19 protein-coding genes are annotated in these 19,074 nt (G+C 73.9%); 11 read left to right on the forward strand and 8 right to left on the reverse strand.

The window, feature by feature from the left end:
- Positions 1-210: 210 nt before the first annotated feature.
- The gene (locus ACFWAR_RS18865) at positions 211-798 is read right to left on the reverse strand and encodes a TetR/AcrR family transcriptional regulator (protein ID WP_385778488.1); all 588 of its coding nucleotides are present in this window, start codon (positions 796-798) and stop codon (positions 211-213) included.
- Positions 799-884: 86 nt separating this feature from the next.
- On the opposite strand from ACFWAR_RS18865, the gene ACFWAR_RS18870 reads away from it, so the two are divergent.
- The 3 genes from ACFWAR_RS18870 (at position 885) to ACFWAR_RS18880 (ending at position 4,457) form a co-directional block, all read left to right on the forward strand.
- On the forward strand, positions 885-2,411 hold the full coding sequence (locus ACFWAR_RS18870; protein ID WP_385778490.1) for an MFS transporter: 1,527 nt from the start codon (positions 885-887) through the stop codon (positions 2,409-2,411).
- Positions 2,412-2,478: 67 nt separating this feature from the next.
- Positions 2,479-2,697: a hypothetical protein gene (locus ACFWAR_RS18875; protein ID WP_385778492.1), complete on the forward strand. Its 219-nt coding sequence runs from the start codon at positions 2,479-2,481 to the stop codon at positions 2,695-2,697.
- 206 nt (positions 2,698-2,903) lie between these two features.
- Positions 2,904-4,457 carry a flotillin family protein gene (locus tag ACFWAR_RS18880; protein ID WP_385778494.1) on the forward strand — a complete coding sequence of 518 codons (1,554 nt, stop codon included), beginning with the start codon at positions 2,904-2,906 and terminating at the stop codon, positions 4,455-4,457.
- A 55-nt stretch (positions 4,458-4,512) separates the two neighbouring features.
- Here ACFWAR_RS18880 and ACFWAR_RS18885 read toward each other — a convergent pair whose 3' ends face one another.
- From ACFWAR_RS18885 to ACFWAR_RS18895, 3 genes are all read right to left on the reverse strand, one after another.
- Positions 4,513-5,844: a nitrate/sulfonate/bicarbonate ABC transporter ATP-binding protein gene (locus ACFWAR_RS18885; RefSeq protein ID WP_385778496.1), complete on the reverse strand. Its 1,332-nt coding sequence runs from the start codon at positions 5,842-5,844 to the stop codon at positions 4,513-4,515.
- A 10-nt stretch (positions 5,845-5,854) separates the two neighbouring features.
- Positions 5,855-7,618 carry an ABC transporter permease gene (locus tag ACFWAR_RS18890; protein WP_385778498.1) on the reverse strand — a complete coding sequence of 588 codons (1,764 nt, stop codon included), beginning with the start codon at positions 7,616-7,618 and terminating at the stop codon, positions 5,855-5,857.
- Between the two features lie 149 nt (positions 7,619-7,767).
- Positions 7,768-8,694: a DUF3027 domain-containing protein gene (locus ACFWAR_RS18895; RefSeq protein WP_385778500.1), complete on the reverse strand. Its 927-nt coding sequence runs from the start codon at positions 8,692-8,694 to the stop codon at positions 7,768-7,770.
- Positions 8,695-9,030: 336 nt separating this feature from the next.
- Here ACFWAR_RS18895 and ACFWAR_RS18900 point away from each other — a divergent pair, with 336 nt between their 5' ends.
- Positions 9,031-10,413: an MFS transporter gene (locus ACFWAR_RS18900; protein ID WP_385778502.1), complete on the forward strand. Its 1,383-nt coding sequence runs from the start codon at positions 9,031-9,033 to the stop codon at positions 10,411-10,413.
- 22 nt (positions 10,414-10,435) lie between these two features.
- On the opposite strand, the gene ACFWAR_RS18905 is transcribed toward ACFWAR_RS18900, so the two are convergent.
- On the reverse strand, positions 10,436-10,774 hold the full coding sequence (locus ACFWAR_RS18905) for a DoxX family protein (protein WP_385778504.1): 339 nt from the start codon (positions 10,772-10,774) through the stop codon (positions 10,436-10,438).
- 162 nt (positions 10,775-10,936) lie between these two features.
- Here ACFWAR_RS18905 and ACFWAR_RS18910 point away from each other — a divergent pair, with 162 nt between their 5' ends.
- Genes ACFWAR_RS18910 through ACFWAR_RS18920 form a run of 3 tightly spaced genes read left to right on the forward strand, consistent with a single transcriptional unit; the run spans position 10,937 to position 13,102 of the window.
- Positions 10,937-11,443, forward strand: coding sequence for a DUF2771 domain-containing protein (locus tag ACFWAR_RS18910; protein ID WP_385778506.1), 507 nt, complete (start codon positions 10,937-10,939; stop codon positions 11,441-11,443).
- Between the two features lie 8 nt (positions 11,444-11,451).
- Entirely contained in the window at positions 11,452-12,216 is a 765-nt protein-coding gene (locus tag ACFWAR_RS18915) for a futalosine hydrolase (protein WP_385778508.1), read from the forward strand.
- Positions 12,203-13,102, forward strand: a complete 900-nt coding sequence (locus tag ACFWAR_RS18920) for a 1,4-dihydroxy-6-naphthoate synthase (RefSeq protein WP_385778510.1) — start codon at positions 12,203-12,205, stop codon at positions 13,100-13,102. The genes ACFWAR_RS18915 and ACFWAR_RS18920 overlap by 14 nt, the downstream gene beginning before the upstream one ends.
- An 82-nt stretch (positions 13,103-13,184) precedes the next feature.
- Here ACFWAR_RS18920 and ACFWAR_RS18925 read toward each other — a convergent pair whose 3' ends face one another.
- The gene (locus ACFWAR_RS18925; protein WP_385778512.1) at positions 13,185-13,568 is read right to left on the reverse strand and encodes a cold-shock protein; all 384 of its coding nucleotides are present in this window, start codon (positions 13,566-13,568) and stop codon (positions 13,185-13,187) included.
- A gap of 144 nt (positions 13,569-13,712) precedes the next feature.
- On the opposite strand from ACFWAR_RS18925, the gene ACFWAR_RS18930 reads away from it, so the two are divergent.
- On the forward strand, positions 13,713-14,015 hold the full coding sequence (locus tag ACFWAR_RS18930) for a hypothetical protein (protein WP_385778514.1): 303 nt from the start codon (positions 13,713-13,715) through the stop codon (positions 14,013-14,015).
- A gap of 42 nt (positions 14,016-14,057) precedes the next feature.
- Here ACFWAR_RS18930 and ACFWAR_RS18935 read toward each other — a convergent pair whose 3' ends face one another.
- Positions 14,058-14,714, reverse strand: a complete 657-nt coding sequence (locus tag ACFWAR_RS18935) for an HAD family hydrolase (protein WP_385778516.1) — start codon at positions 14,712-14,714, stop codon at positions 14,058-14,060.
- Between the two features lie 81 nt (positions 14,715-14,795).
- Between ACFWAR_RS18935 and ACFWAR_RS18940 the strand changes: the two genes are divergently transcribed.
- Genes ACFWAR_RS18940 through ACFWAR_RS18950 form a run of 3 tightly spaced genes read left to right on the forward strand, consistent with a single transcriptional unit; the run spans position 14,796 to position 17,673 of the window.
- Positions 14,796-15,827, forward strand: a complete 1,032-nt coding sequence (locus ACFWAR_RS18940; protein ID WP_385778518.1) for a FecCD family ABC transporter permease — start codon at positions 14,796-14,798, stop codon at positions 15,825-15,827.
- A complete protein-coding gene (locus tag ACFWAR_RS18945) occupies positions 15,824-16,888 on the forward strand; it encodes a FecCD family ABC transporter permease (RefSeq protein WP_385778520.1) in 1,065 nt (354 codons plus the stop codon). The genes ACFWAR_RS18940 and ACFWAR_RS18945 overlap by 4 nt, the downstream gene beginning before the upstream one ends.
- Positions 16,885-17,673 (forward strand): ABC transporter ATP-binding protein, encoded by a 789-nt coding sequence (locus ACFWAR_RS18950; RefSeq protein ID WP_385778522.1) that lies wholly within the window; start codon positions 16,885-16,887, stop codon positions 17,671-17,673. The genes ACFWAR_RS18945 and ACFWAR_RS18950 overlap by 4 nt, the downstream gene beginning before the upstream one ends.
- Positions 17,674-17,907: 234 nt before the next feature.
- Here ACFWAR_RS18950 and ACFWAR_RS18955 read toward each other — a convergent pair whose 3' ends face one another.
- The gene (locus tag ACFWAR_RS18955) at positions 17,908-18,945 is read right to left on the reverse strand and encodes a hypothetical protein (protein ID WP_385778524.1); all 1,038 of its coding nucleotides are present in this window, start codon (positions 18,943-18,945) and stop codon (positions 17,908-17,910) included.
- Positions 18,946-19,074 lie beyond the last annotated feature (129 nt).

Raw genomic sequence — 19,074 nt, forward strand, 5'->3', positions numbered from 1 at the left:
CGGCTCCCGAACCACACCCAGCCCGCCCGGCGTTTGAGGGGGACGGCTCCCGAACCACACCCAGCCCGCCCGGCGTTTGAGGGGGACGGCTCCCGAACCACACCCAGCCCGCCCGGCGTTTGAGGGGGACGGCTCCCGAACCACACCCAGCCCGCCCGGCGTTTGAGGGGGACGGCTCCCGGGCCACATCCAGCCCGCCCAGCGGAGCGGTTACGGCTTCGGGGGGTGGGCTCCCGGGAGGGCGCTGGCCAGGCGGCGGATGCCCTCCGTCAGGTCCGCCGCCGTGGCCGCCGTGGCCGGGTTGAAGCGCCACTGGACCATGACCCCGGTCAGCAGCGCCTGGTAGACCGCCCCCAGCGTCCGGACGTCGTCCTCGTCGAGCTCCTCCTCGGGGATGCCCGTGAACAGGGCGATCAGGCCGCGCCGCCCCTCGCCCTCCGAGGCCGACAGCATGGCCGCCAGCTCCGGCATCCGGTCCGGGGCGAGCGCGATCTCCGTACTGGCCGCCCACATCGCCGTGAACTGTTCGTGCCGCCCGAGGATGCCCTCCCAGACCGAGGCGAAGCGGTCCAGCGTGCCGCCCTCCCCCGTCACCTCCGGGGTGACCGCGGCGCCCCAGTCCTCCGCGAGCCCGATGAACGCCTGGATCAGCAGGGCGTCCTTGGAGCCGTAGTGGTAGCCGATCGAGGCGAGGTTGGCCCCGGACGCGCTGACGATGTCCCGCGCGGTCGTGCGCGCGAACCCCTTCGCCACGAGGCACTTCTTGGCACCTTCGAGCAGATCTTCACGATGTCCCATGTCCCCGAGGATATACGAGCGTTCTAAACAAGCGTCCCATACATCCGTACTAGACAAGCGTTTATGACGCTTGTACATTGCTGCTCATGACGAACCCCGCAGCACGTCTCGCAGGTCGCCGGGAATGGACCGCCTTCACCGTCCTCCTGCTGCCCCTGCTCCTGGTCTCGATGGACGTCTCCGTCCTCTACTTCGCCATCCCGTCCATCACGCAGGAGCTGGACCCCACGGCGACGCAGCAGCTGTGGATCTTCGACAGCTACGCCTTCGCACTCGCCGGACTGCTCATCACCATGGGTTCGCTCGGTGACCGGATCGGCCGCCGCAAGCTGCTGCTGATCGGCGCCGCCGCCTTCGGCCTCGCCTCCGTCGGCGCCGCCTACGCCACCAGCGCCGAGATGCTCATCGCCGCCCGCGTCCTGCTCGGCATCGGCGGCGCGACCCTGATGCCGTCCACGCTGGGGCTCGTACGCAACCTCTTCCAGGACGACCGGCAGCGCGGCCGGGCCATCGGCATCTGGTCCGGCGCGATGGCCGGCGGCATCGCCCTCGGCTCGGTCATGAGCGGGCTCATCCTGAACCACTTCTGGTGGGGGTCCGTCTTCCTCATCAACGTCCCCGCGATGGTGCTCCTGCTGGTCCTGGTGCCCGTGCTCGTACCGGAGTTCAAGGACCCCGCCCCCGGCCGCTTCGACCTGCTCAGCGTCCCGCTCTCGATGGCCGCCGTGCTCCCCGTCGTCTACGGCGTCAAGGGGATCGCCGCCGAGGGCCTCGGGCCGCTCCACCTGGGCTGCCTCGCCGCCGGGCTGGTCTTCGGGTTCCTCTTCGTCCGCCGCCAGCTCGGCCGCGACGACGCCATGATCGGCCGGGAGCTCTTCCGGGGCCGCGGCTTCGCCGCCGGGGTCGCCTTCAACACCGTCGCCTCCTTCGCCATGATGGGCTCGGCCTACTTCACCACCCAGTACCTCCAGTCCGTCCTCGGCATGGGCACCCTGGAAGCCGCCCTGTGGTCCCTGGCCCCCTCGGTCGCCGTCGGCGCCACCGCCCCCGCCTCCACCGCCCTCGGCCAGAAGTTCGGCCGCCCCGTCGTCATCGCCGGCGGGTTCGTCATCGGCGCCGCCGGATTCGCCCTCCTCGGCCTCACCGGCACCGACTCGCTGTGGCTGCTGCTGATCGGCGCCGCCGTCCTCGCCGCCGGCATCGTCACCGTGATGGCGCTCGTCTCCGACATGGCCCTCGCCTCGGCCCCCGCCGAGAAGGCCGGTTCGGCCGCCTCCGTCCTGGAGACCGGCGGCGAGTTCGGCGGAGCGCTCGGCATGGCCCTGCTGGGCAGCCTCGGCACCGCCGTCTACCGCGGCGACCTGAGCGACGCCCGGCCCGCCGTACGGGAGACGCTCGGCGGGGCCGCCGCGGTCGCCCGGCAGATCGGCGGGGCGGCCGGGGAGACCGTACTCGCCACCGCCCGCACCGCCTTCGTCCACGGCATGCACACCGCCTCCTACGGCGCCACCGCCCTGCTGCTGGTCGCCGCGGTCATCGCGGTGACCCGGGTCCGGCGCACCGAGGCCGCCCGGGCGGCGCGGCCCGAGCACCCGCCGGTCCTCGCCGGCTGAGGGGCGCGGGGAGAACGGATGATCGGCCCGGGGTCTGCCCCGGGCCCTTCCCGCGTAACCTGCCGGTATGGACCAGGACATGGTGGGGATGACCGGGCGGGTCACCGGCACGGTGGGGCCCGGACTCGTGGGCGAGGTCATCGTCCGGATCCGGGGCGGCGCGGAGCACTTCCTGGCCCACCCGGCGCTGAACGAGCGGGAGCCGATCCCCGTGGGCACGGTGGTCACGGTGGTCGAACACCTGCCGCCGCGCACGGTGTACGTCACGGCCGCCTACGTCAACTGACCCTCCCTTGACCTGCTTCTGACCTGCCCCTGACCTGCCTCTGACCTTCCGCCGACCGGCGCGGCGGCGTCGCACGGCCGGTCGCCGCGGCGCTGCGTATCAAGATTGCGACAAGGACCCGTCAGCGTCTTCACGCCAAACGGCGGCGGGCGCAGACTCGCCCTCATCGGTGCCGCAACGGCACTGCACTAAGGGGGCGTTTGCCGATGGCTATCGGCGTCGTGGCGGGAGTCGTTCTCGCCGCACTACTCGTTCTGATCGGCCTGTTCAAGCTCATGTGGCGGGTGGCCGAACCGAACGAAGCACTTGTCATCTCCGGTTCCACGCACAAGACCGAGGGCCTCGGCGAGGGCATGGGCTTCCGGATCGTCACCGGCCGCGGCACGCTCGTCCTGCCCGGCGTCCAGGCGGTCCGGAAACTGTCGCTCGACCTGAACGAGACCCAGCTGCTGGTGGACTGCGTGACCCACCAGGGCATCCCGCTCAAGGTCAAGGGCGTGGTGATCTTCAAGGTCGGCGACGACATGGTCTCGATCGCGAACGCGGCGCGGCGTTTCCTGGACCAGCAGAAGATGATCCCGGAGCGCGTGCACATCGTGTTCGCCGGTCACCTGCGCTCCATCGTCGGCGGACTGACGGTCGAGGACATGATCCGCGACCGCGAGAAGCTGACCGGCCAGACCCGGGCGGCCTGCGGCAGCGAGATGGAGAAGCTCGGCCTGATCGTCGACTCGCTCCAGATCCACGAGATCGAGGACCCGACCGGCTACATCAAGAACCTCGCGATGCCGCACGCGGCCGCCGTCCAGCGGGACGCGCGCATCGCCCAGGCCGACGCGAACCTGCTGGCGACCGAGGCCGAACAGGCCGCCTTCGCCCGCATGTCGGAGGCCACCCGGGACAGCGAGATCCTCCAGGCCGGCTACCAGGCCGAGCGGGACAAGGCCGCGGCCGCCTCCCGGCAGGCCGGTCCGCTCGCGGACGCCGCGGCCCGCCAGGAGGTCGTCGTCCAGGAGACCCGGGTCGCCGAGCTCGAGGCCAACCGGCGCGAGCAGCAGCTCCAGGCGGACGTGCGCAAGCCCGCGGACGCCAAGGCCTACGAGCAGCGCACGCTCGCCGAGGCCGACCGCGACTCCCGGATCTCGGCCGCCCAGGCCAAGGCCCAGGAGACCGAACTCGCGGCGGCCGCCGAGGCCACCCGGGTCAAGACGGCGGCCGCCGCCGAGGCCCAGGCCATCGAGACCCGCGGTCTGGCGGCGGCGAAGGCCACCCGGGCCACCGGTGAGGCCGAGGCCGCGGCGACGCAGGCCAAGGGCCTCGCGGACGCCGAATGGGCGCGGGCCCGGGGTCTGGCGGAGGCGGACGCGGCCAAGGCCAAGGGCCTCGCCGAGGCCGAGTCCATCAAGGCGCGCGCGGCGGCCCTGGCGGAGAACCAGGAGGCCGTGGTCGCCCAGCAGCTCGCCGAGAACTGGCCCAAGATCGTGGAGGCGGGCGCGAGCGCCTTCGGCAACGTCGAGCACATGGTGCTGCTGAACGGCGCCGAGGGCATGTCGGAGATGTTCGCGAAGGCCCTCACGATGGGCGGCACCGGACTGGGCCTCGCGCGCCAGCTGCTGTCGTCGATGAACCAGGCGCCGGACGCGCAGGCCGGTGCGACGGGCGCGGTGACGGGCGCCCCGAAGACGGTCGTACCGGCGCCGGGCGCCCCCTCGGCGAACGGGGTCCAGCCGATCCCGATCACCGAGGACGGGCGGGCGTGACCCGCGGCCCGGGGACCGGCGGGCGCGGGCCTGCCGGTCCCCGGGCCCGGGCCGTTCAGCGAGGGGCCCGCTCCCCCGCGGCCGACTCGTCCAGCCGGTACTGCTCGCTGTCCGCGCGGTAGCCGTACAGCTCCGCGTAGCGGCCCCAGTCGGTGGCCGTCTCCAACTGCTGCTCCAGTTGCTCGCTCGTGTAGTGGTGCGCCAACAGGTCCCGGAAGAAGCCCGCCCGCTGGGTGCCGCCGCCCGAGCGGCGCAGGGTCGTGGTGATCAGGTGGACCAGCGGGGCCTCCATCGCGCCCTGCGCGAAGAGCTCCTTCGACTCCTGTACGTCGGCCCCCGCGAAGGCGATCCCGCGCGGGGTCAGCACCAGGTGCAGGTCGCGCACCTCGGCTAGCCCGAGCAGTTCCAGACCGTCCACCAGGGGCAGTACGTCGTCCACCTCCAGCCCCAGCTCGTCCGCGAGGTCCGCCAGGTCCTCGCTGTTGTCGCGGCCGCGTTGGAGCACGATCTCGGCGAGGCCCGCCATGCCGTCCACGCTGGCCGCCGGGAGCGGGGTGTTCGCGGGGGTCCGGCGCGCGGGCGGGGCGGCCGGGGCGGCCGCCTTCGCGGTCCGCCCGGTCATCACGGCGTACACCGCGTCGACCATCCGCTCGAAGGCGGGCGCCGTGCGGTCGCGCGGCCGCTCCAGCGCCACCTCGAAGGTCTCCTTGATCGTGCCGTAGGGGCGCGAGCCGAGGACGACCACCCGGTCCGCCATCAGCACGGCCTCCTCGATGTTGTGCGTCACCAGCACCACGGCCTTCGCCGGGAAACGGCCCGAGGCCCACAGCTCCATCAGTTCGCCGCGCAGGTTCTCGGCGGTCAGCACGTCCAGCGCGGAGAACGGCTCGTCCATCATCAGCACGTCCGGCTCGACCACCAGCGCGCGGGCGAAGCCGACGCGCTGGCGCATCCCGCCGCTGAGCTCCTTCGGATAGGCCGACTCGAAGCCGTCCAGGCCGATCAGGTCGATGGCCTCCACCGCCCGGCGGGCCCGGGTGGCGCGGTCCACGCCCTTGGCCTCCAGGCCCAGTTCCACGTTCTGCTGGACCGTCAGCCAGGGCAGCAGCGCGAAGGTCTGGAAGACCATCGCGGTGCCCGGATTGGCCCCGCGCAGCTCCTCGCCCCGGTAGGTGACCGCGCCCGAGCTGACCGGGACCAGCCCGGCCAGACAGCGCAGCAGGGTGGACTTGCCGCTGCCGGACTTGCCGAGCAGGGCGACGATCTCGCCCTCGTGGATGTCGAGGTCGATGCCGCCGAGCACGGGCAGTTCGCCGTCGGCTCCGGCGTAGGACTTGGTGAGCCCGGCGGCCCGCAGGATGGTCGGCGGGGGCGTCGGCAGCGTCATGGCGGGGTCCTCACATCGAGTAGCGGCGTTCGGCGAGGGCGTAGAGCGGGCGCCAGAAGAGCCGGTTGAGCCCGACGACGTACAGGCTCATCACCGCGATCCCGGCGATCAGCTTCGGGAAGTCACCCGTCTCGGTGGCGTGGAAGACGTACGCGCCCAGGCCCGTCGCCGTCAGCGTGGTGCCCGCGAAGGTGACCACCTCGCCGACGATCGAGGCGTTCCAGGCACCTCCGGAGGCGGTGATGCCGCCGGTGACGTACGCGGGGAAGACGGCCGGGAGGATCAGCCGCTTCCAGCGCTGGAGGCCGCGCACCCCGAGGTCGTCCATCGCCTCCTTGAGGTCGGTGGGGATGGCCATGGCCCCGGCGATGGCGTTGAAGAGGACGTACCACTGCGCGCCCAGCGCCATCAGCAGGACGCACCCGATGTTGATGTCGAGCCCGGTCCTGAGGAAGAACCAGACGGCGAGCGGGAAGAGCAGGTTCGCGGGGAAGCTGGCCAGGACCTGGACGACGGGCTGGGCGATCTTCGTCAGCCGGGGCGAGGAGCCGATCCACACGCCGACCGGCACCCAGACGACGGTGGCGCCCGCGACCAGGACGACCACCCGGACGAAGGTGATCAGGCCGAGCCACAGGGGCTCCCCGAAGACCCCGAGGCCGGTCTCGCGCCGCAGGTAGCTCAGCAGGTCGTACAGGCCCCACAGCAGCACGGCGCAGGCGACCAGCGCGAAGAGCAGGTCGCCGGTGCGGCGCCGCGCCCGGTCCACGGCGAGCGCCTTGTCGTCGCGGCCCAGGACCACCCGGCCGGCCCGACCGAGGCCCTCGCGGGCGGGGGCGGTGGCCCGGCCGAGGAGGGTGGGCCACTGGGAGCGGCGCAGGAAGTCCAGGACGTAGCTGCGCTGCACGTCGGTGGCCTCGGACTGCTCGTTCTTGAACTTCTCCGCCCAGGCGGTCAGCGGCCGCCAGAAGAGGAAGTTGACGGTGACGATGGTGAGCGTCATCGCGACGATGCACCACCCGATCCTGTCGAGGTCGCCCTCGCCGATGGCGGTACCGGCGTACGAGCCGAGGCCCGGTACGGCGTAGTCGTGGCCGCTGACGCTGACGGCCTCGGAGGCGACGAGCATGAACCAGCCGCCGGCGAAGCTCATCATCCCGTTCCAGACGAGGTCGATGACCCCGGCGGGGACCTCGATCCGCCAGAAGCGCATCCAGCGGCTGAAGCCGAACGAACGGGAGACCTCGTCGAGTTCGCGCGGGAGGGAGGTGAGGGTGGCGTAGAACCCGAAGGTCATGTTCCAGGCCTGGGAGGTGAAGATGGCGAAGACGACGGCGCACTCCAGGCCGAGGAGCGAGCCGGGGAAGAGGGCGACGAAGAACGTCACGAGGACGGAGAGGAAGCCCAGGACGGGGACGGACTGGAGGATGTCCAGGGCCGGGATCAGGATCCGTTCCAGGCGGCGGCTGCGGGCGGCGGCGTAGGCGTAGCCGAAGGTGAAGACGACGGAGGCGCCGAGGGCGATGAACATGCGCAGGACGCTGCGGGCGGCGTAGTACGGCAGCTTCGTCGGGTCGGTGTCGACGTCGGGGACGTCGGCGGGGTCGAAGTTGACGGTGGTGCCCTTGCCGACGCGCAGGGCCAGGTAGCCGAGGAGCAGGACGGCCGCGGCCACGGCGAAGTCGACCCAGGACAGGCGGCGTCGAGCGGGGACGACCTGGCCCCCGGTACCGGTTCGCCTGGCGGCGGGCCGCCGGCGCTCGCTGATCCTCATCCCGCCCAGCGGACCACGCCACCCCCCGCCCCACACCCCGGGTAACCCATCCGAGCACCCGGCCGAGCGCTCAGTGGACCGACCCAGCCCCGCCCGGGGGTCCCGCCCAGCGGTAGCTGGGGGAGGTCGGGGCGCCCCCGGAGGGAGGGTCAGGAGTGGCCGAGGTCCGAGGGGGTGGGGTCCGGGTCGGCGACCGGTCGCAGCGCGAACTCGTCCGAGGCCATGGAGTCCAGCACCGGCGGCGCGGGCCGCATCGGCGCCGGCATGACCGCCGCCTCGGAGTGCCCACCGCACCCGTAGGACAGGGACACCAGCCGCCCGTCGGCCGGACCGAACTCGTTCGCGCAGATCCCGAAGGCCTGCCCCAGCGAGCCGCCGATCGCCACGAGGAAGCCGCAGGACACGCAGGAGGCGGGCGCCGCCTGCGCCATCGGGGTCTTCGCGCCGAAGGACTCGTCCCAGCGGTCGGCCGCGGTGTGCAGGCCGTAGCGGGACAGCACCCGCGCCCGCCGCATGCCGAGTTCCTCGGCCACGGAGGCGATGGAACCGCGCGCCGGCACCACCGGCGTCACCGCGGGATCCGTCACGTCCGCTACGTCCGTCGCGTCCGTGTACTCCGCTTCGACCAGCTCGGCCATCTCCGCGGAGACCACGGAGTTCGGCGGCGGCGCGTCCTCGCCGGACCAGCCGGGCTCCAGCCGCAGGTCCTCGGCATCGGTGGGCAGCAGGTCGCCCGGCCCCATGTCACCCGGTCGCAGCCGCTCGCTCCACGGCACCCACTCGGGCGCGAGGAGCGCGTCGGAGCCGGGGAGCAGCACCGTTTCGTCGAGGGTGACGTTCTTCGCGCGGGAAGCGCGGGTCACCGTGACGGCCCACCGCCAGCCGCGGTAGCCCGGCTCCTTGGCCTCGAAGTAGTGGGTGACGACCCTGTCGCCCTCCGCCACCGCGGAGACGTGCTCTCCCACCACGCCGGGGAAGGCGGCATCCTCGGCCGCCGCCCGCGCGAGTTCTACCGCCTCGACGCACAGGCGGTCAGGGGTACGCGGGGTACGGCTTCGCGTCGTCGCAGCACTCACTGGTCTCGTTCTCTCCTACGCCGTCTCACGTGTGCGCCGTCCGTACTGTCGTCCACAACGACCCGTCGGTGCTGTCCGTACGTGGCGCGGGCGGAGCGGACCAGAGGGCCGCGTCGACGTCCGCACCCGATCGGCCTCGGGCGCACCTATTGCCATCCATTCTGCGGGATCGCGAAGAGGCGCGCGGCCAAGAGCAACCGCCGGTGGCGCGCTACGCACGCTACCTCTTCTTCGGGCCTGGGCCCACATGCAAGTCCGATTCGCGGACGTCCGGCTCGCTCCGGTTCGGGCCGGGAGCGCGCCGGGAGCGCGCCGGGAGGGGTCCTCGGGGGCCGCGTGGGGCACTATGGCCAGGTGGCACCCGTACGGTCGTCCGATGACGGCTCGGGACCGGTCCGGAGGGCCGGCCGGGCATTCGGGCGTGCCCTGCACCTGCCGATCACCGGTACGGCGCGCGGGATCCGGCGGGCCACGCACGCGCACGGGGCGGGTGAATCCGGCCTCGGCAAGCTGATCGAGCTGCACGCGATCAACGGCGCCGGTGATGTGATGATCACAGTCGCGCTCGCCTCGACGGTGTTCTTCTCCGTCCCCACGGACGAGGCCCGCGGCCGGGTCGCCCTCTACCTCGCCATCACCATGGCGCCCTTCACCCTCCTGGCCCCCGTCATCGGCCCGCTGTTGGACCGCTTGCCGCACGGCCGCCGGGCGGCGATGGCGGCGGCGATGTTCACCCGGGCGGTGCTCGCCGTGATGATGTCGGGCGCGGTGGCCACGGGCGGGCTGGAGCTGTATCCGGCGGCGCTGGGGGTGCTGGTCGCGTCCAAGGCGTACGGGGTGGTGCGCAGCGCGGTGGTGCCGCGGCTGCTGCCGCCCAAGTTCTCGCTCGTCAAGGCGAACTCCCGGGTCACGCTGGCCGGGCTGCTGGCCACCGGGGCCGCGGCGCCGGTGGGGGCGGCCCTGCACACGATCGGCCCGCCGTGGCCCTTGTACGGGGCCTGCGCGATCTTCCTCGCCGGTACCTTCGCGGCGTTCACCCTGCCGCACAAGGTGGACGAGGCGAAGGGCGAGCGGCGGGCCCGGCTCTCCACCCACGAGGCGCACTCGCGGCGGCCCGGTCTGCGGACGGTCAGCAGGTCGGTGCTGTGCGGGCTGCTGGCGAACGCCGCCATGCGCGGCCTGTCCGGCTTCTTGATCTTCTTCCTGGCGTTCCTGCTGCGGGAGCACCCCTTGGCCGGGCAGAGCGCGGCCGTCTCGTTGGGGATCGTGGGCGTCTCGGCGGGCGTGGGCAACGCGTGCGGGACGGCGGTGGGCGCCTGGCTGCGGGCCCGCGCGCCGGAGACGATCATCGCGGTGGTGCTGTGCGTCACGCTCGGCGTCGCGGTGGTGGCGGCGGTCTTCTTCTCCGGGGTCCTGATGGCGGTGCTGGGCGCGACGGCGGGCTTCTGCCAGGCGCTGGCGAAGCTGTCGCTGGACGCGATGATCCAGCGGGACGTGCCGGAGGCGGTGCGCACCTCGGCCTTCGCGCGCTCGGAGACGCTGCTCCAGGTGGCCTGGGTGCTGGGCGGGGCGATCGGGATCGCGCTCCCGCTGCACGGGGTGTTGGGGATGGGGGTGGCGGCGGCCATCGTCGCGCTGGGCACGGTGATGGCGGTCCGCGGACTGATGTCCGCCCCCCGCCACCACCACCCGGGCGCGTCCCGCCCCCGGGTGGCTTAGCCCCCGCCCCCCCCGGGGGGGCCTAGGCGAGCAGCATCGCGCCGACGACCGGGGCCGCGTACAGGAGCGGGAAGGAGACGTGGGCGTAGGAGCGGGCGCGCAGGACGGTCAGGACGGCGCCGCCGAAGTAGAGGACGAGGCCGACGGCGGCGAGGGTCCCGATCACCGGGACGAAGAGTCCGACGAGGATCCCGACCGCGCCCGCGGCCTTGGCCGCCCCGAGCGGCATCCACCAGCCTTCGGGGACGCCGTAGGCGACGAGCGGCTCGACGACCCAGGAGGTGCGGGTGAGCAGCGAGTAGGCCGAGAACCCGACCATCAGGGCGGCGACCAGGGTGACGACGAGGTGTGCGGTGGACATCGTGGGCTCCTCGGGAGGTTCGGACTGCTGCGGCGCGTCCTTCGCTCCCCTGACCCGCGGCGCCGCGCGGATGTGACGGCGCACCGGAAAAAACTTCTGCGGGCGGCCCGCCAAGGGACCCGGTGCGGGGCGGGGGCGCGGTGGCCCGATAGCCTTCGGCTCATGACCGCACCGCTTTTCTCGGGTAGGGCCCGCCGCAGTGTCGCGGCCCTCGGAGCCGTTTCCGCCGGCCTCCTCGTCCTCTCCGCCTGCGACAAGCCGACGCCTCTGGCGACCGTGACGGTCGGCAGCTCGTCGGTTTCCGCGCAGGCCGCCTGCCGTCTCCAGGACTCGGAGAAGGAGTTGTCGGAGGCGCGCGTCCAGGAGTGCCTCTCCGACTCCAAGGGCACGAAGGACGCGAAGACCATCGACTACACCGCCGGTGAGACCCTGCGCCTGGGCGTCGAGCCCGACGTGGTGGAGGACGGCAAGAAGTGGCTGGCCGCCGTCGGCACCCAGCGCCTCGGCGACCTCACCAGCAACACCTACCAGAGCTTCCCGGGCCTGAACCCCTTCTCCACCGGCGGCCAGGGCGAGGCCCCGTCGGCCCAGCCGCTGCACATCATCGAGCTGAGCAAGGACGGCAAGCCCACCTCCGTCTGGACCTTCAACCTCAAGCTCAAGAAGTAGCCCGCCCGGTGCGCGCGCTCATCGTGACCGCGGTGGCGGCGGAGGCCGACTCCGTCGTCACCGGTCTCACCCCTCATCCGGACCCCTCCGGGTCACCTGAGCCGCGCACCCTCCCCGGCGGGTACCTCATCACCCGTCGGGACCTGCCCGGCCTCGCCCTCGACGTGCTCGTCGGCGGGGTCGGCCCGGCCGCCGCCGCGGCGGCCACCGCCACCGCGCTCGCGACCTCCCTCGTGGGCGCGCCCGGCACGGGCGGCCCCGCCCCCTACGGCCTCGTCATCAGCGCGGGCATCGGCGGCGGCTTCCAGCCCGCCGCCCCCCTCGGGTCGCTGGTCGTCGCGGACGCGCTCGTCGCCGCCGACCTGGGGGCCGAGACCCCCGACGGCTTCCTGGACGTCCGCGAACTCGGCTTCGGCCACACCGTGCACCTGCCGCCCGCCGAGCTGGCCGCCCGGGCCGCCGAGGCGAGCGGCGCCCTGCTGGCGCCGGTGCTCACCGTGTCCACCGTGACCGGCAGCGCCGAGCGGGCCGCGCTGCTCGCCGCCCGGCACCCGCTCGCGGGGGCCGAGGCCATGGAGGGCTTCGGGGTCGCCGAGGCCGCCGCCGCGCACGGACTGCCGGTACTGGAGATCCGCGCCGTGTCCAACGCCGTGGGCCCGCGCGACCGCGCCGCCTGGCGGATCGGGGAGGCGCTCGCCGCGCTCACCGACGGCTTCCGCGCGCTGGGGCCCGTACTCGCGAACTGGGGAGAACGCCAGCATGAGCACCACTGAACCGCTCACGGACGGGCCGCTGCGGATCGCGTACTCGCCCTGCCCCAACGACACCTTCGTCTTCGACGCGTGGGCGCACGGCCGGGTGCCCGGGGCGCCCGCGCTGGAGGTGACCTTCGCGGACATCGACGTCACCAACGGCATCGCCGAGCGCGGCCCGGACGCCCCCGCGCACGCGGCCGACCTGGCCGGGCTCGACGTGCTGAAGGTGTCCTACGCCGTACTGCCCTGGGTGCTGGAGGACTACGCGCTGCTGCCCTGCGGCGGGGCTCTGGGCCGCGGCTGCGGGCCGCTGGTCCTGACCCGGGAGCCGGGCGCCGACCTGACCGGCAGGACGGTGGCCGTGCCCAGCGAGCGCTCGACCGCCTACCTGCTCTTCCGGCTGTGGGCGGCCGACGTGCTGCCGGGCGGTGTGGGCGAGGTCGTGGTGCTGCCGTTCCACGAGATCATGCCCGCGGTGCGCGAGGGCCGGGTGGACGCCGGACTGGTGATCCACGAGGCGCGCTTCACCTACCGGGACTACGGGCTGCACTGCCTGGCCGACATGGGCGAGCACTGGGAGTCCACGACCGGACTGCCGATCCCGCTCGGCGCGATCATCGCGCGGCGCTCGCTGGGCGCCGAGGCGCTGCGCGCGCTGGCCGAGGCGGCCCGTACGTCGGTGCGGATGGCGTGGGAGGACCCCGAGGCGTCCCGCCCCTACGTGCGGGCGCACGCGCAGGAGCTGGATCCCGCGGTGGCCGACCAGCACATCGGGCTGTACGTCAACGAGTTCACGGCGGACCTGGGCGAGGACGGCTACGCGGCGGTGCGCGGGCTGCTGACCCGGGCGGCGGCGGAGGGCCTGGTCCCGGCGATCGCGCCGGGGGCGCTCGACTTCCCCTGAGGCCGCGCGACGGCGCCCCGGTCCCCCACCGGGTGGCGGGCGAGCGGGGCGCGGTCGTAGGGGTCCGACGCGGACGCGGGTCTCAGACGTCGAGCTGGTCGGCCACCGCGCGCAGCATGCCGGCGATCTTCGCGCCGTGCGCCTTGTCGGGGTAGCGGCCGCGCTCCAGTTGCTGCGTGACGTTCTCCAGCAGGGTCGTCAGGTCCTGGACGATCGAGGCCAGTTCGTCCGGCTTGCGGCGCTGAGCGGCCGCGACCGACGGCGCCGGGTCCAGGACCGTCACCGAAAGGGCCTGGTCGCCGCGCTGGCCCGCGACCACGCCGAATTCCACGCGCTGGCCGGGCTTGAGCGCGTCGAGCCCGTCCGGCAGTACCGACGAGTGGACGAAGACGTCGCCGCCGTCGTCGCGGGAGAGAAAGCCGAAGCCCTTCTCGCTGTTGAACCATTTCACCTTGCCGGTAGGCACGTCCGTCCTCTGTCCTTGTGCTCGTCGGTGTGGCGGGTCATGTGTGACCTGTCACCTTCAAGGCTAATGGTCAGGACAACCCTGACAAGGCGTCCCCCGGTCCTTCCTGCAGTGCCCCTTCGGCCAGGGAACTACCCTGGTGAGGTGACTCCCACTCCCCATTCGGAAAATGCGCGGCCCGACGAAGCGCGCCCCGACGAAGCGCGCCCCGGCGACGCGTTGGTCAAGGCCGGCGGCATCGTCTTCATCCTCGGCGCCGTGGCGACGCTCGCGACGATGGCCCCGCTGTTCCTGCACACCGATCCGTTCCCCTCGTACGCGTGGGCCGTGTGCATGCTCATGGGCGTCGGCTTCGCGATCTCGGCCGCCGGGGTGCTCCGCTCGGCCGGTGCCCAGCGCCGCGCCGCCCGCCGCGCGCAGGCCGCCGCCGGGGCCGCCCGCGGGTAGGCGTCCCGGGCTCAGGCGTCCTGGGCTCAGGGCGTCCCGGGCTCAGGCTTCCTGGGCCACCGCGGCCGGCAGCTGCGTGCCGACGTACTCCGCCAGCCAGGCCGGCAGCTCCGTCAGGTCCGCCAGGACCACGTCCGCGCCCGCCTCCAGCAGCTCCGGCGCGGGGCAGGGCCCGGTCGGCACGGCCACCGACAGCGCGCCCGCCGTCCGCGCCCCGCGCACGTCGCCCACGTGGTCGCCGACGTAGACCCGCGCCCCGTACTCGCGCAGCGCGACCGCCTTCGCCTCCGCCCACAGCCAGCCGACCACCGCGTCGGGCTCGATGCCCAGGTGCGTCAGGTGCAGCCGCGCGTTGGGCTCGTGCTTCGCCGTCACCACGATCGCCCGGCCGCCGAGCGCCCGCACCGCCTCCACCGCCTCGCGCGCACCGCGCATCGCCGGGCTCGGCTCGATGGCGTACGCGGGGTAGATCTCCCGGTAGCGGTCGGCCATCTCCGCGATCCGCTCCTCGGGGAACCAGTTCGCCAGCTCCTCGTCCAGCGGCGGACCGAGCCGGGTGACCGCCTCGGCGGCGTCGATCCAGGTGCCCGTCTCGGCGGACAGCGCCTCGTAGGTGGCCTTGATGCCGGGGCGCGAATCGATGAGCGTCATGTCGAGGTCGAAGCCGACGGTGAAGGGGTGGGGCGCGGGGGAAGTCATGTCCTCCATTGTGCCGAGACCGGGCGAACGCGGGGGAACGTAGACTTAGGCTCGCCTTACCAGATCATGAAATTGGGTGAGATGTCAGCCCCCGCTCCCAGCGCCGCCCCGCGGCGCGCCCTGACGGCCCGTCGCCTCGGCTGGACGGCGGCCGCGCTCGCCGCGCTGCTGTGCGCCGTCGTGCTGAGCCTCGCCGTCGGCGCCCGTTCCATACCCCCCTCCGAAGTCTTCGACGCGCTGTTCCGCGGCGCGCACACCCCCGACGCCGAGGTCGTCCGCAGCCTGCGGGTCCCGCGCACCCTGGTCGCCCTGATGGTCGGGGTGGGCCTCGCGCTCGCCGGGACCACGCTCCAGGGCATCACCCGCAACCCCATCGCCGACCCCGGCATCCTCGGCATCAGCCAGGGCGCCGGGGTCGCCGTCGTCTGCGCCATCGCCTTCGCCGGGGTGCACACGCTCACCGGTTACGTGTGGTTCGCCTTCGCGGGGGCGGCGGTGGCGTCCGTCGCCGTGTACGCCATCGCCGCGAGCGGGCGCGGGGGCGCGACCCCCGTGAAGCTCGCCCTCGGCGGGGCCGCGATCAACGCGCTGCTCGCCTCCGTCACCATGGCGGTCCTGACGACGAAGGCGTCCACGCTGGACGAGTTCCGCTTCTGGCAGGTCGGCTCGGTCGCCGGGCGCGACCTCCAGGTCGTCTCCCAGATCTGGCCGTTCCTGCTGGTGGGCGCGGTCCTCGTGGCGTCGGTGGCGCGCGGTCTGGACGCGCTCGCGCTCGGCGAGGACGTCGCCAAGGGCCTGGGGCAGAACGTCGCCGCCGTCCGCGTCGTCGGCGGTCTCGGGGCCACCGTGCTGACCGGCGCCGGGGTCGCGGCGGCCGGGCCGATCGCCTTCATCGGGCTGGCCGTGCCGCACATCGCGCGGGCCGTGGTGGGCGGCGACCACCGCTGGGTGCTGCCGATGGCCGCGCTGATCGGGCCCGTGATGCTGCTGGTCGCGGACGTGATCGGGCGGGTCGTGGTGCCGCCCGGCGAGGTGCCGGCCGGGGTGATGACCGCGCTCATCGGGGTGCCGTTCCTGGTCGCCCTGGTCCGCCGCAAGGCGGTGGCCGCGTGAGCGCGAACCCCTCGGTCCGACCGGCCGGGTACGCGCTCGTACGGGCCGGGCGCGGATCGTTCCTGCTGCACCGGCGGGCCGCCGTGGTCGCGCTCGGCCTCGCGGGGCTGCTGGCCGCGGTGTGCGTGGCGTACCTCTGCGTCGGCGAGTCCTTCGTGGCGCCCGGCGAGGTCGTCGAGGTGCTGCTGGGGCGGCCCTCCCCGGACGAGCTGGTCGTCGCCGACCTGCGGCTGCCCCGGCTGACGGTGGGTCTGCTGGTCGGGATCGCCTTCGGGATCGCGGGCGCGCTGATCCAGACCGTCGCCCGCAACCCGCTGGCCAGCCCCGACATCATCGGGATCAGCCAGGGCGCGGGCGCGGTCACCGTGGCGGCGCTGACCTTCGGGGTGACCTCGTACGCCGTCCTGCCGTACCTGTCGGTGCTCGGCGGGCTCCTCGCGGCCGCCCTGGTCTACGTCTTCGCCTGGCGCGGCGGCCTGCACGCGGGGCGCTTCGTCCTCATCGGCATCGGCTTCGCCATCGCGCTGCGGTCGGTGACGACGCTCCTGATGACCAAGGGCGACTACCTGGTGGCCCAGCAGGCCCAGATCTGGATGACCGGCTCCCTCAACGGGCGCGGCTGGGACATCGCGGCGCCGCTCGGCTGGGTGCTGCTGGCGCTGGCGCCCGCCGTGCTGTGGGCGGCGCGGGCGCAGCGCACGGTCTCGCTCGACGACGACACGGCGACCGCGCTCGGGGTCCGGCTGGGGCCGGTGCGGCTCGGGCTGGTCGCGCTGGGCGTGGTCCTGGCGTCGGTGGCCACGGGGGCGGCCGGGCCCGTCGACTTCGTCGCGCTGCTGGCCCCGCAGATCGCGCGCCGGATGACCCGGACCGCGCAGATCCCGCTGTTGTGCTCGGCGCTGACCGGCGCCGTGATCGTGGTCCTGGCCGACCTCCTGGCGCGCCGACTGCTGTCCCCGACCGAGCTTCCCGTGGGCGTGTTGACCGCCGCGGTGGGAGCGCCGTACCTGATCTGGCTGATCGTGCGCAGCCGTGGTGTCCGTAGTGGAGGCAAGGCATGAACCGTCTGACGGCGAGCGGGCTGACGCTCGCGTACGAGGACCGGGTCGTCGTGGAGGACCTCGACCTGTCCGTCCCGGACGGGAAGGTGACGGTGATCGTCGGGCCGAACGCCTGCGGGAAGTCCACCACCCTGCGGGCGCTGGGTCGGCTGCTGAAGCCGCGGGCGGGGGCGGTCCTGTTGGACGGCGAGGCGCTCGCCTCCCTGCCGACGCGGCGGATCGCGCAGGCCATCGGGCTGCTCCCGCAGTCCCCGGTGGCACCGGAGGCGATCACGGTCGCGGACCTGGTGGCGCGCGGGCGCCAGCCGCACCAGCGGTGGTGGCAGCAGTGGTCCGAGGCGGACGAGAGGGCCGTGGTCGCGGCGATGGAGCGGACGTCGGTCGCCGACCTCGCGGACCGGCCCGTGGACGCGCTGTCCGGGGGGCAGCGGCAGCGGGTGTGGATCGCGATGGCGCTGGCGCAGGAGACGGACCTGCTGCTGCTGGACGAGCCGACGACGTTCCTGGACATCGCGCACCAGGTGGAGGTGCTGGACCTGGTGCGGCGGCTCAACCACGAGCGGGGGCGGACGGTGGTGGCCGTCCTGCACGACCTCAACCAGGCCGCGCGGTACGCGGATCATCTGGTCGCGATGAAGGCGGGGCGGGTGGTGGCGCAGGGTCCGCCCTCCGCCGTGGTCACGGCCGACCTGGTCCACGAGGTCTTCGGCCTGACCTCCCTGGTCATCCCGGACCCCGTCACCGGCTCCCCCCTCATCATCCCCACCTCCCCATGGACCCCCTGACCCACCCCCGCCGGACCCCTCGGCGGGCCGCCGCTCAGCTCGGGCCGGCGGGCCCAATCCAGCCTCGCCGGCGTTTGAGGCGCGGGTCCGGGCGGAGCCCGAAAGCCCAGCGCAGCGCCACCCCCACAACCCGCCTCCGGCGGGCGCCCTCAAACGCCGGGCGGGCTGGAATCGGCGGGCCCGACAGGCTGGATTCGGCGGGCCGCCGCTCAACGGCCCCGCCCCACCGGGGGATCAGCGGCGGCGGGAGCGCCAGGCCAGGTGGAGGGCCGAGGCCACGGCGGCCGCGCGGACCAGCCAGGGCCACATCCCCTGGAAGGCCTCGCCGAGATGGCCGTCCACGATCGGGTCGCCCCAGCGGTCGTTCATCCGCCCCCACACCCACACCACCGCACCCGCGAACACCACCCCCGGCAGCCCGAACACCACCCACTTCTTCTCGGCGGGCCCGAGCACCCGCGAGAGGTAGGCCACCAGCCAGCCGAGCCCGAGCAGCACCCAGTACCCGGTGACCGCGCCGACCACCAGCAGCAGCGCCGCGAGCAACAGGAAGGCGTGCGGCCGCGGCTTCCCGGCCTCCTCCCCCGCCCCCGGGGCGGCGGCCGCCGCCGCCTCCTTGCGCCGCCGACGCCGCTCGCGCAGCGCCCGCAGCGCGGCCCGCCCCCGCGATCCGCCCGTGGCCGCCGCCGCGGTCGCCTCGGCCTCGGCGGCCTCGTCCTCCTCCGCCGGGACCTTGAAGAGGTCCGGCAGGTCCGGCATCTCGATGCCGCCCGCGAAGCCCTCGACCTGCGGACCGGTGCCGTAGCGGGCCGGGCCGACCCGCCACCAGTCGGGCTCGGCCGACCCGCCCCCGTCGGGGCCGAGTTCGTCCATCCCGGCCAGGTGCGGCGACGCGGGGCCGACCGGCGCGGCGGCCGTCGGCTCCGCGGGCCGCGGCGGCGGTACGGGCCTGCGGCCCAGCAGCCGCCCCGCCCCCCGCTGGACCGGCACGCCCGCGCCGCCCTCGGGCGCAGGGGTCGGCGCCGGGGTCGGCGCCGGGTCGCGCCCCGCCGCCAGCGCGTCCAGGATCTCCTCGGGGCTGCCGATCCGGTCGAGGATGCGCCGTACGGCGGCCGGGGTGTCCGGGTCGTACTTGGCGCGGCGCCGGTCGATCTCGTCGCGCAGGCCCGTCACCAGCCGCATCCGGTCGCCCGACGCCAGCTGGCGCCGCTGGGCCAAGTCGCCGACCCGGCTCAGATATTCGTAGACCAGATGGTCGCTCTCGATCCCCACGCCCCGGCTCCTCCCGTACCACCTCGTCGAAAGGTAGCGCGTGCGCCCGTGGAGCGGCCGCCCACGCAGCGGATAACGTGGACCGGATGGGGACCGGCCGACGACCGGCCGACGCGACCAGGAGGCGAC

It is taken from the genome of Streptomyces sp. NPDC059917, assembly GCF_042730635.1.
Lineage (GTDB): Bacteria > Actinomycetota > Actinomycetes > Streptomycetales > Streptomycetaceae > Streptomyces.

Excerpts from the sequence above, each read along its gene's own strand:
- ACFWAR_RS18865 (WP_385778488.1), bottom strand. The coding sequence starts at position 798 with ATGGGACATCGTGAAGATCTGCTCGAAGGTGCCAAGAAGTGCCTCGTG.
- ACFWAR_RS18870 (WP_385778490.1), top strand. The coding sequence starts at position 885 with ATGACGAACCCCGCAGCACGTCTCGCAGGTCGCCGGGAATGGACCGCC.
- ACFWAR_RS18875 (WP_385778492.1), top strand. The coding sequence starts at position 2,479 with ATGGACCAGGACATGGTGGGGATGACCGGGCGGGTCACCGGCACGGTG.
- ACFWAR_RS18880 (WP_385778494.1), top strand. The coding sequence starts at position 2,904 with ATGGCTATCGGCGTCGTGGCGGGAGTCGTTCTCGCCGCACTACTCGTT.
- ACFWAR_RS18885 (WP_385778496.1), bottom strand. The coding sequence starts at position 5,844 with ATGACGCTGCCGACGCCCCCGCCGACCATCCTGCGGGCCGCCGGGCTC.
- ACFWAR_RS18890 (WP_385778498.1), bottom strand. The coding sequence starts at position 7,618 with ATGAGGATCAGCGAGCGCCGGCGGCCCGCCGCCAGGCGAACCGGTACC.
- ACFWAR_RS18905 (WP_385778504.1), bottom strand. The coding sequence starts at position 10,774 with ATGTCCACCGCACACCTCGTCGTCACCCTGGTCGCCGCCCTGATGGTC.
- ACFWAR_RS18910 (WP_385778506.1), top strand. The coding sequence starts at position 10,937 with ATGACCGCACCGCTTTTCTCGGGTAGGGCCCGCCGCAGTGTCGCGGCC.
- ACFWAR_RS18920 (WP_385778510.1), top strand. The coding sequence starts at position 12,203 with ATGAGCACCACTGAACCGCTCACGGACGGGCCGCTGCGGATCGCGTAC.
- ACFWAR_RS18935 (WP_385778516.1), bottom strand. The coding sequence starts at position 14,714 with ATGACTTCCCCCGCGCCCCACCCCTTCACCGTCGGCTTCGACCTCGAC.
- ACFWAR_RS18940 (WP_385778518.1), top strand. The coding sequence starts at position 14,796 with ATGTCAGCCCCCGCTCCCAGCGCCGCCCCGCGGCGCGCCCTGACGGCC.
- ACFWAR_RS18950 (WP_385778522.1), top strand. The coding sequence starts at position 16,885 with ATGAACCGTCTGACGGCGAGCGGGCTGACGCTCGCGTACGAGGACCGG.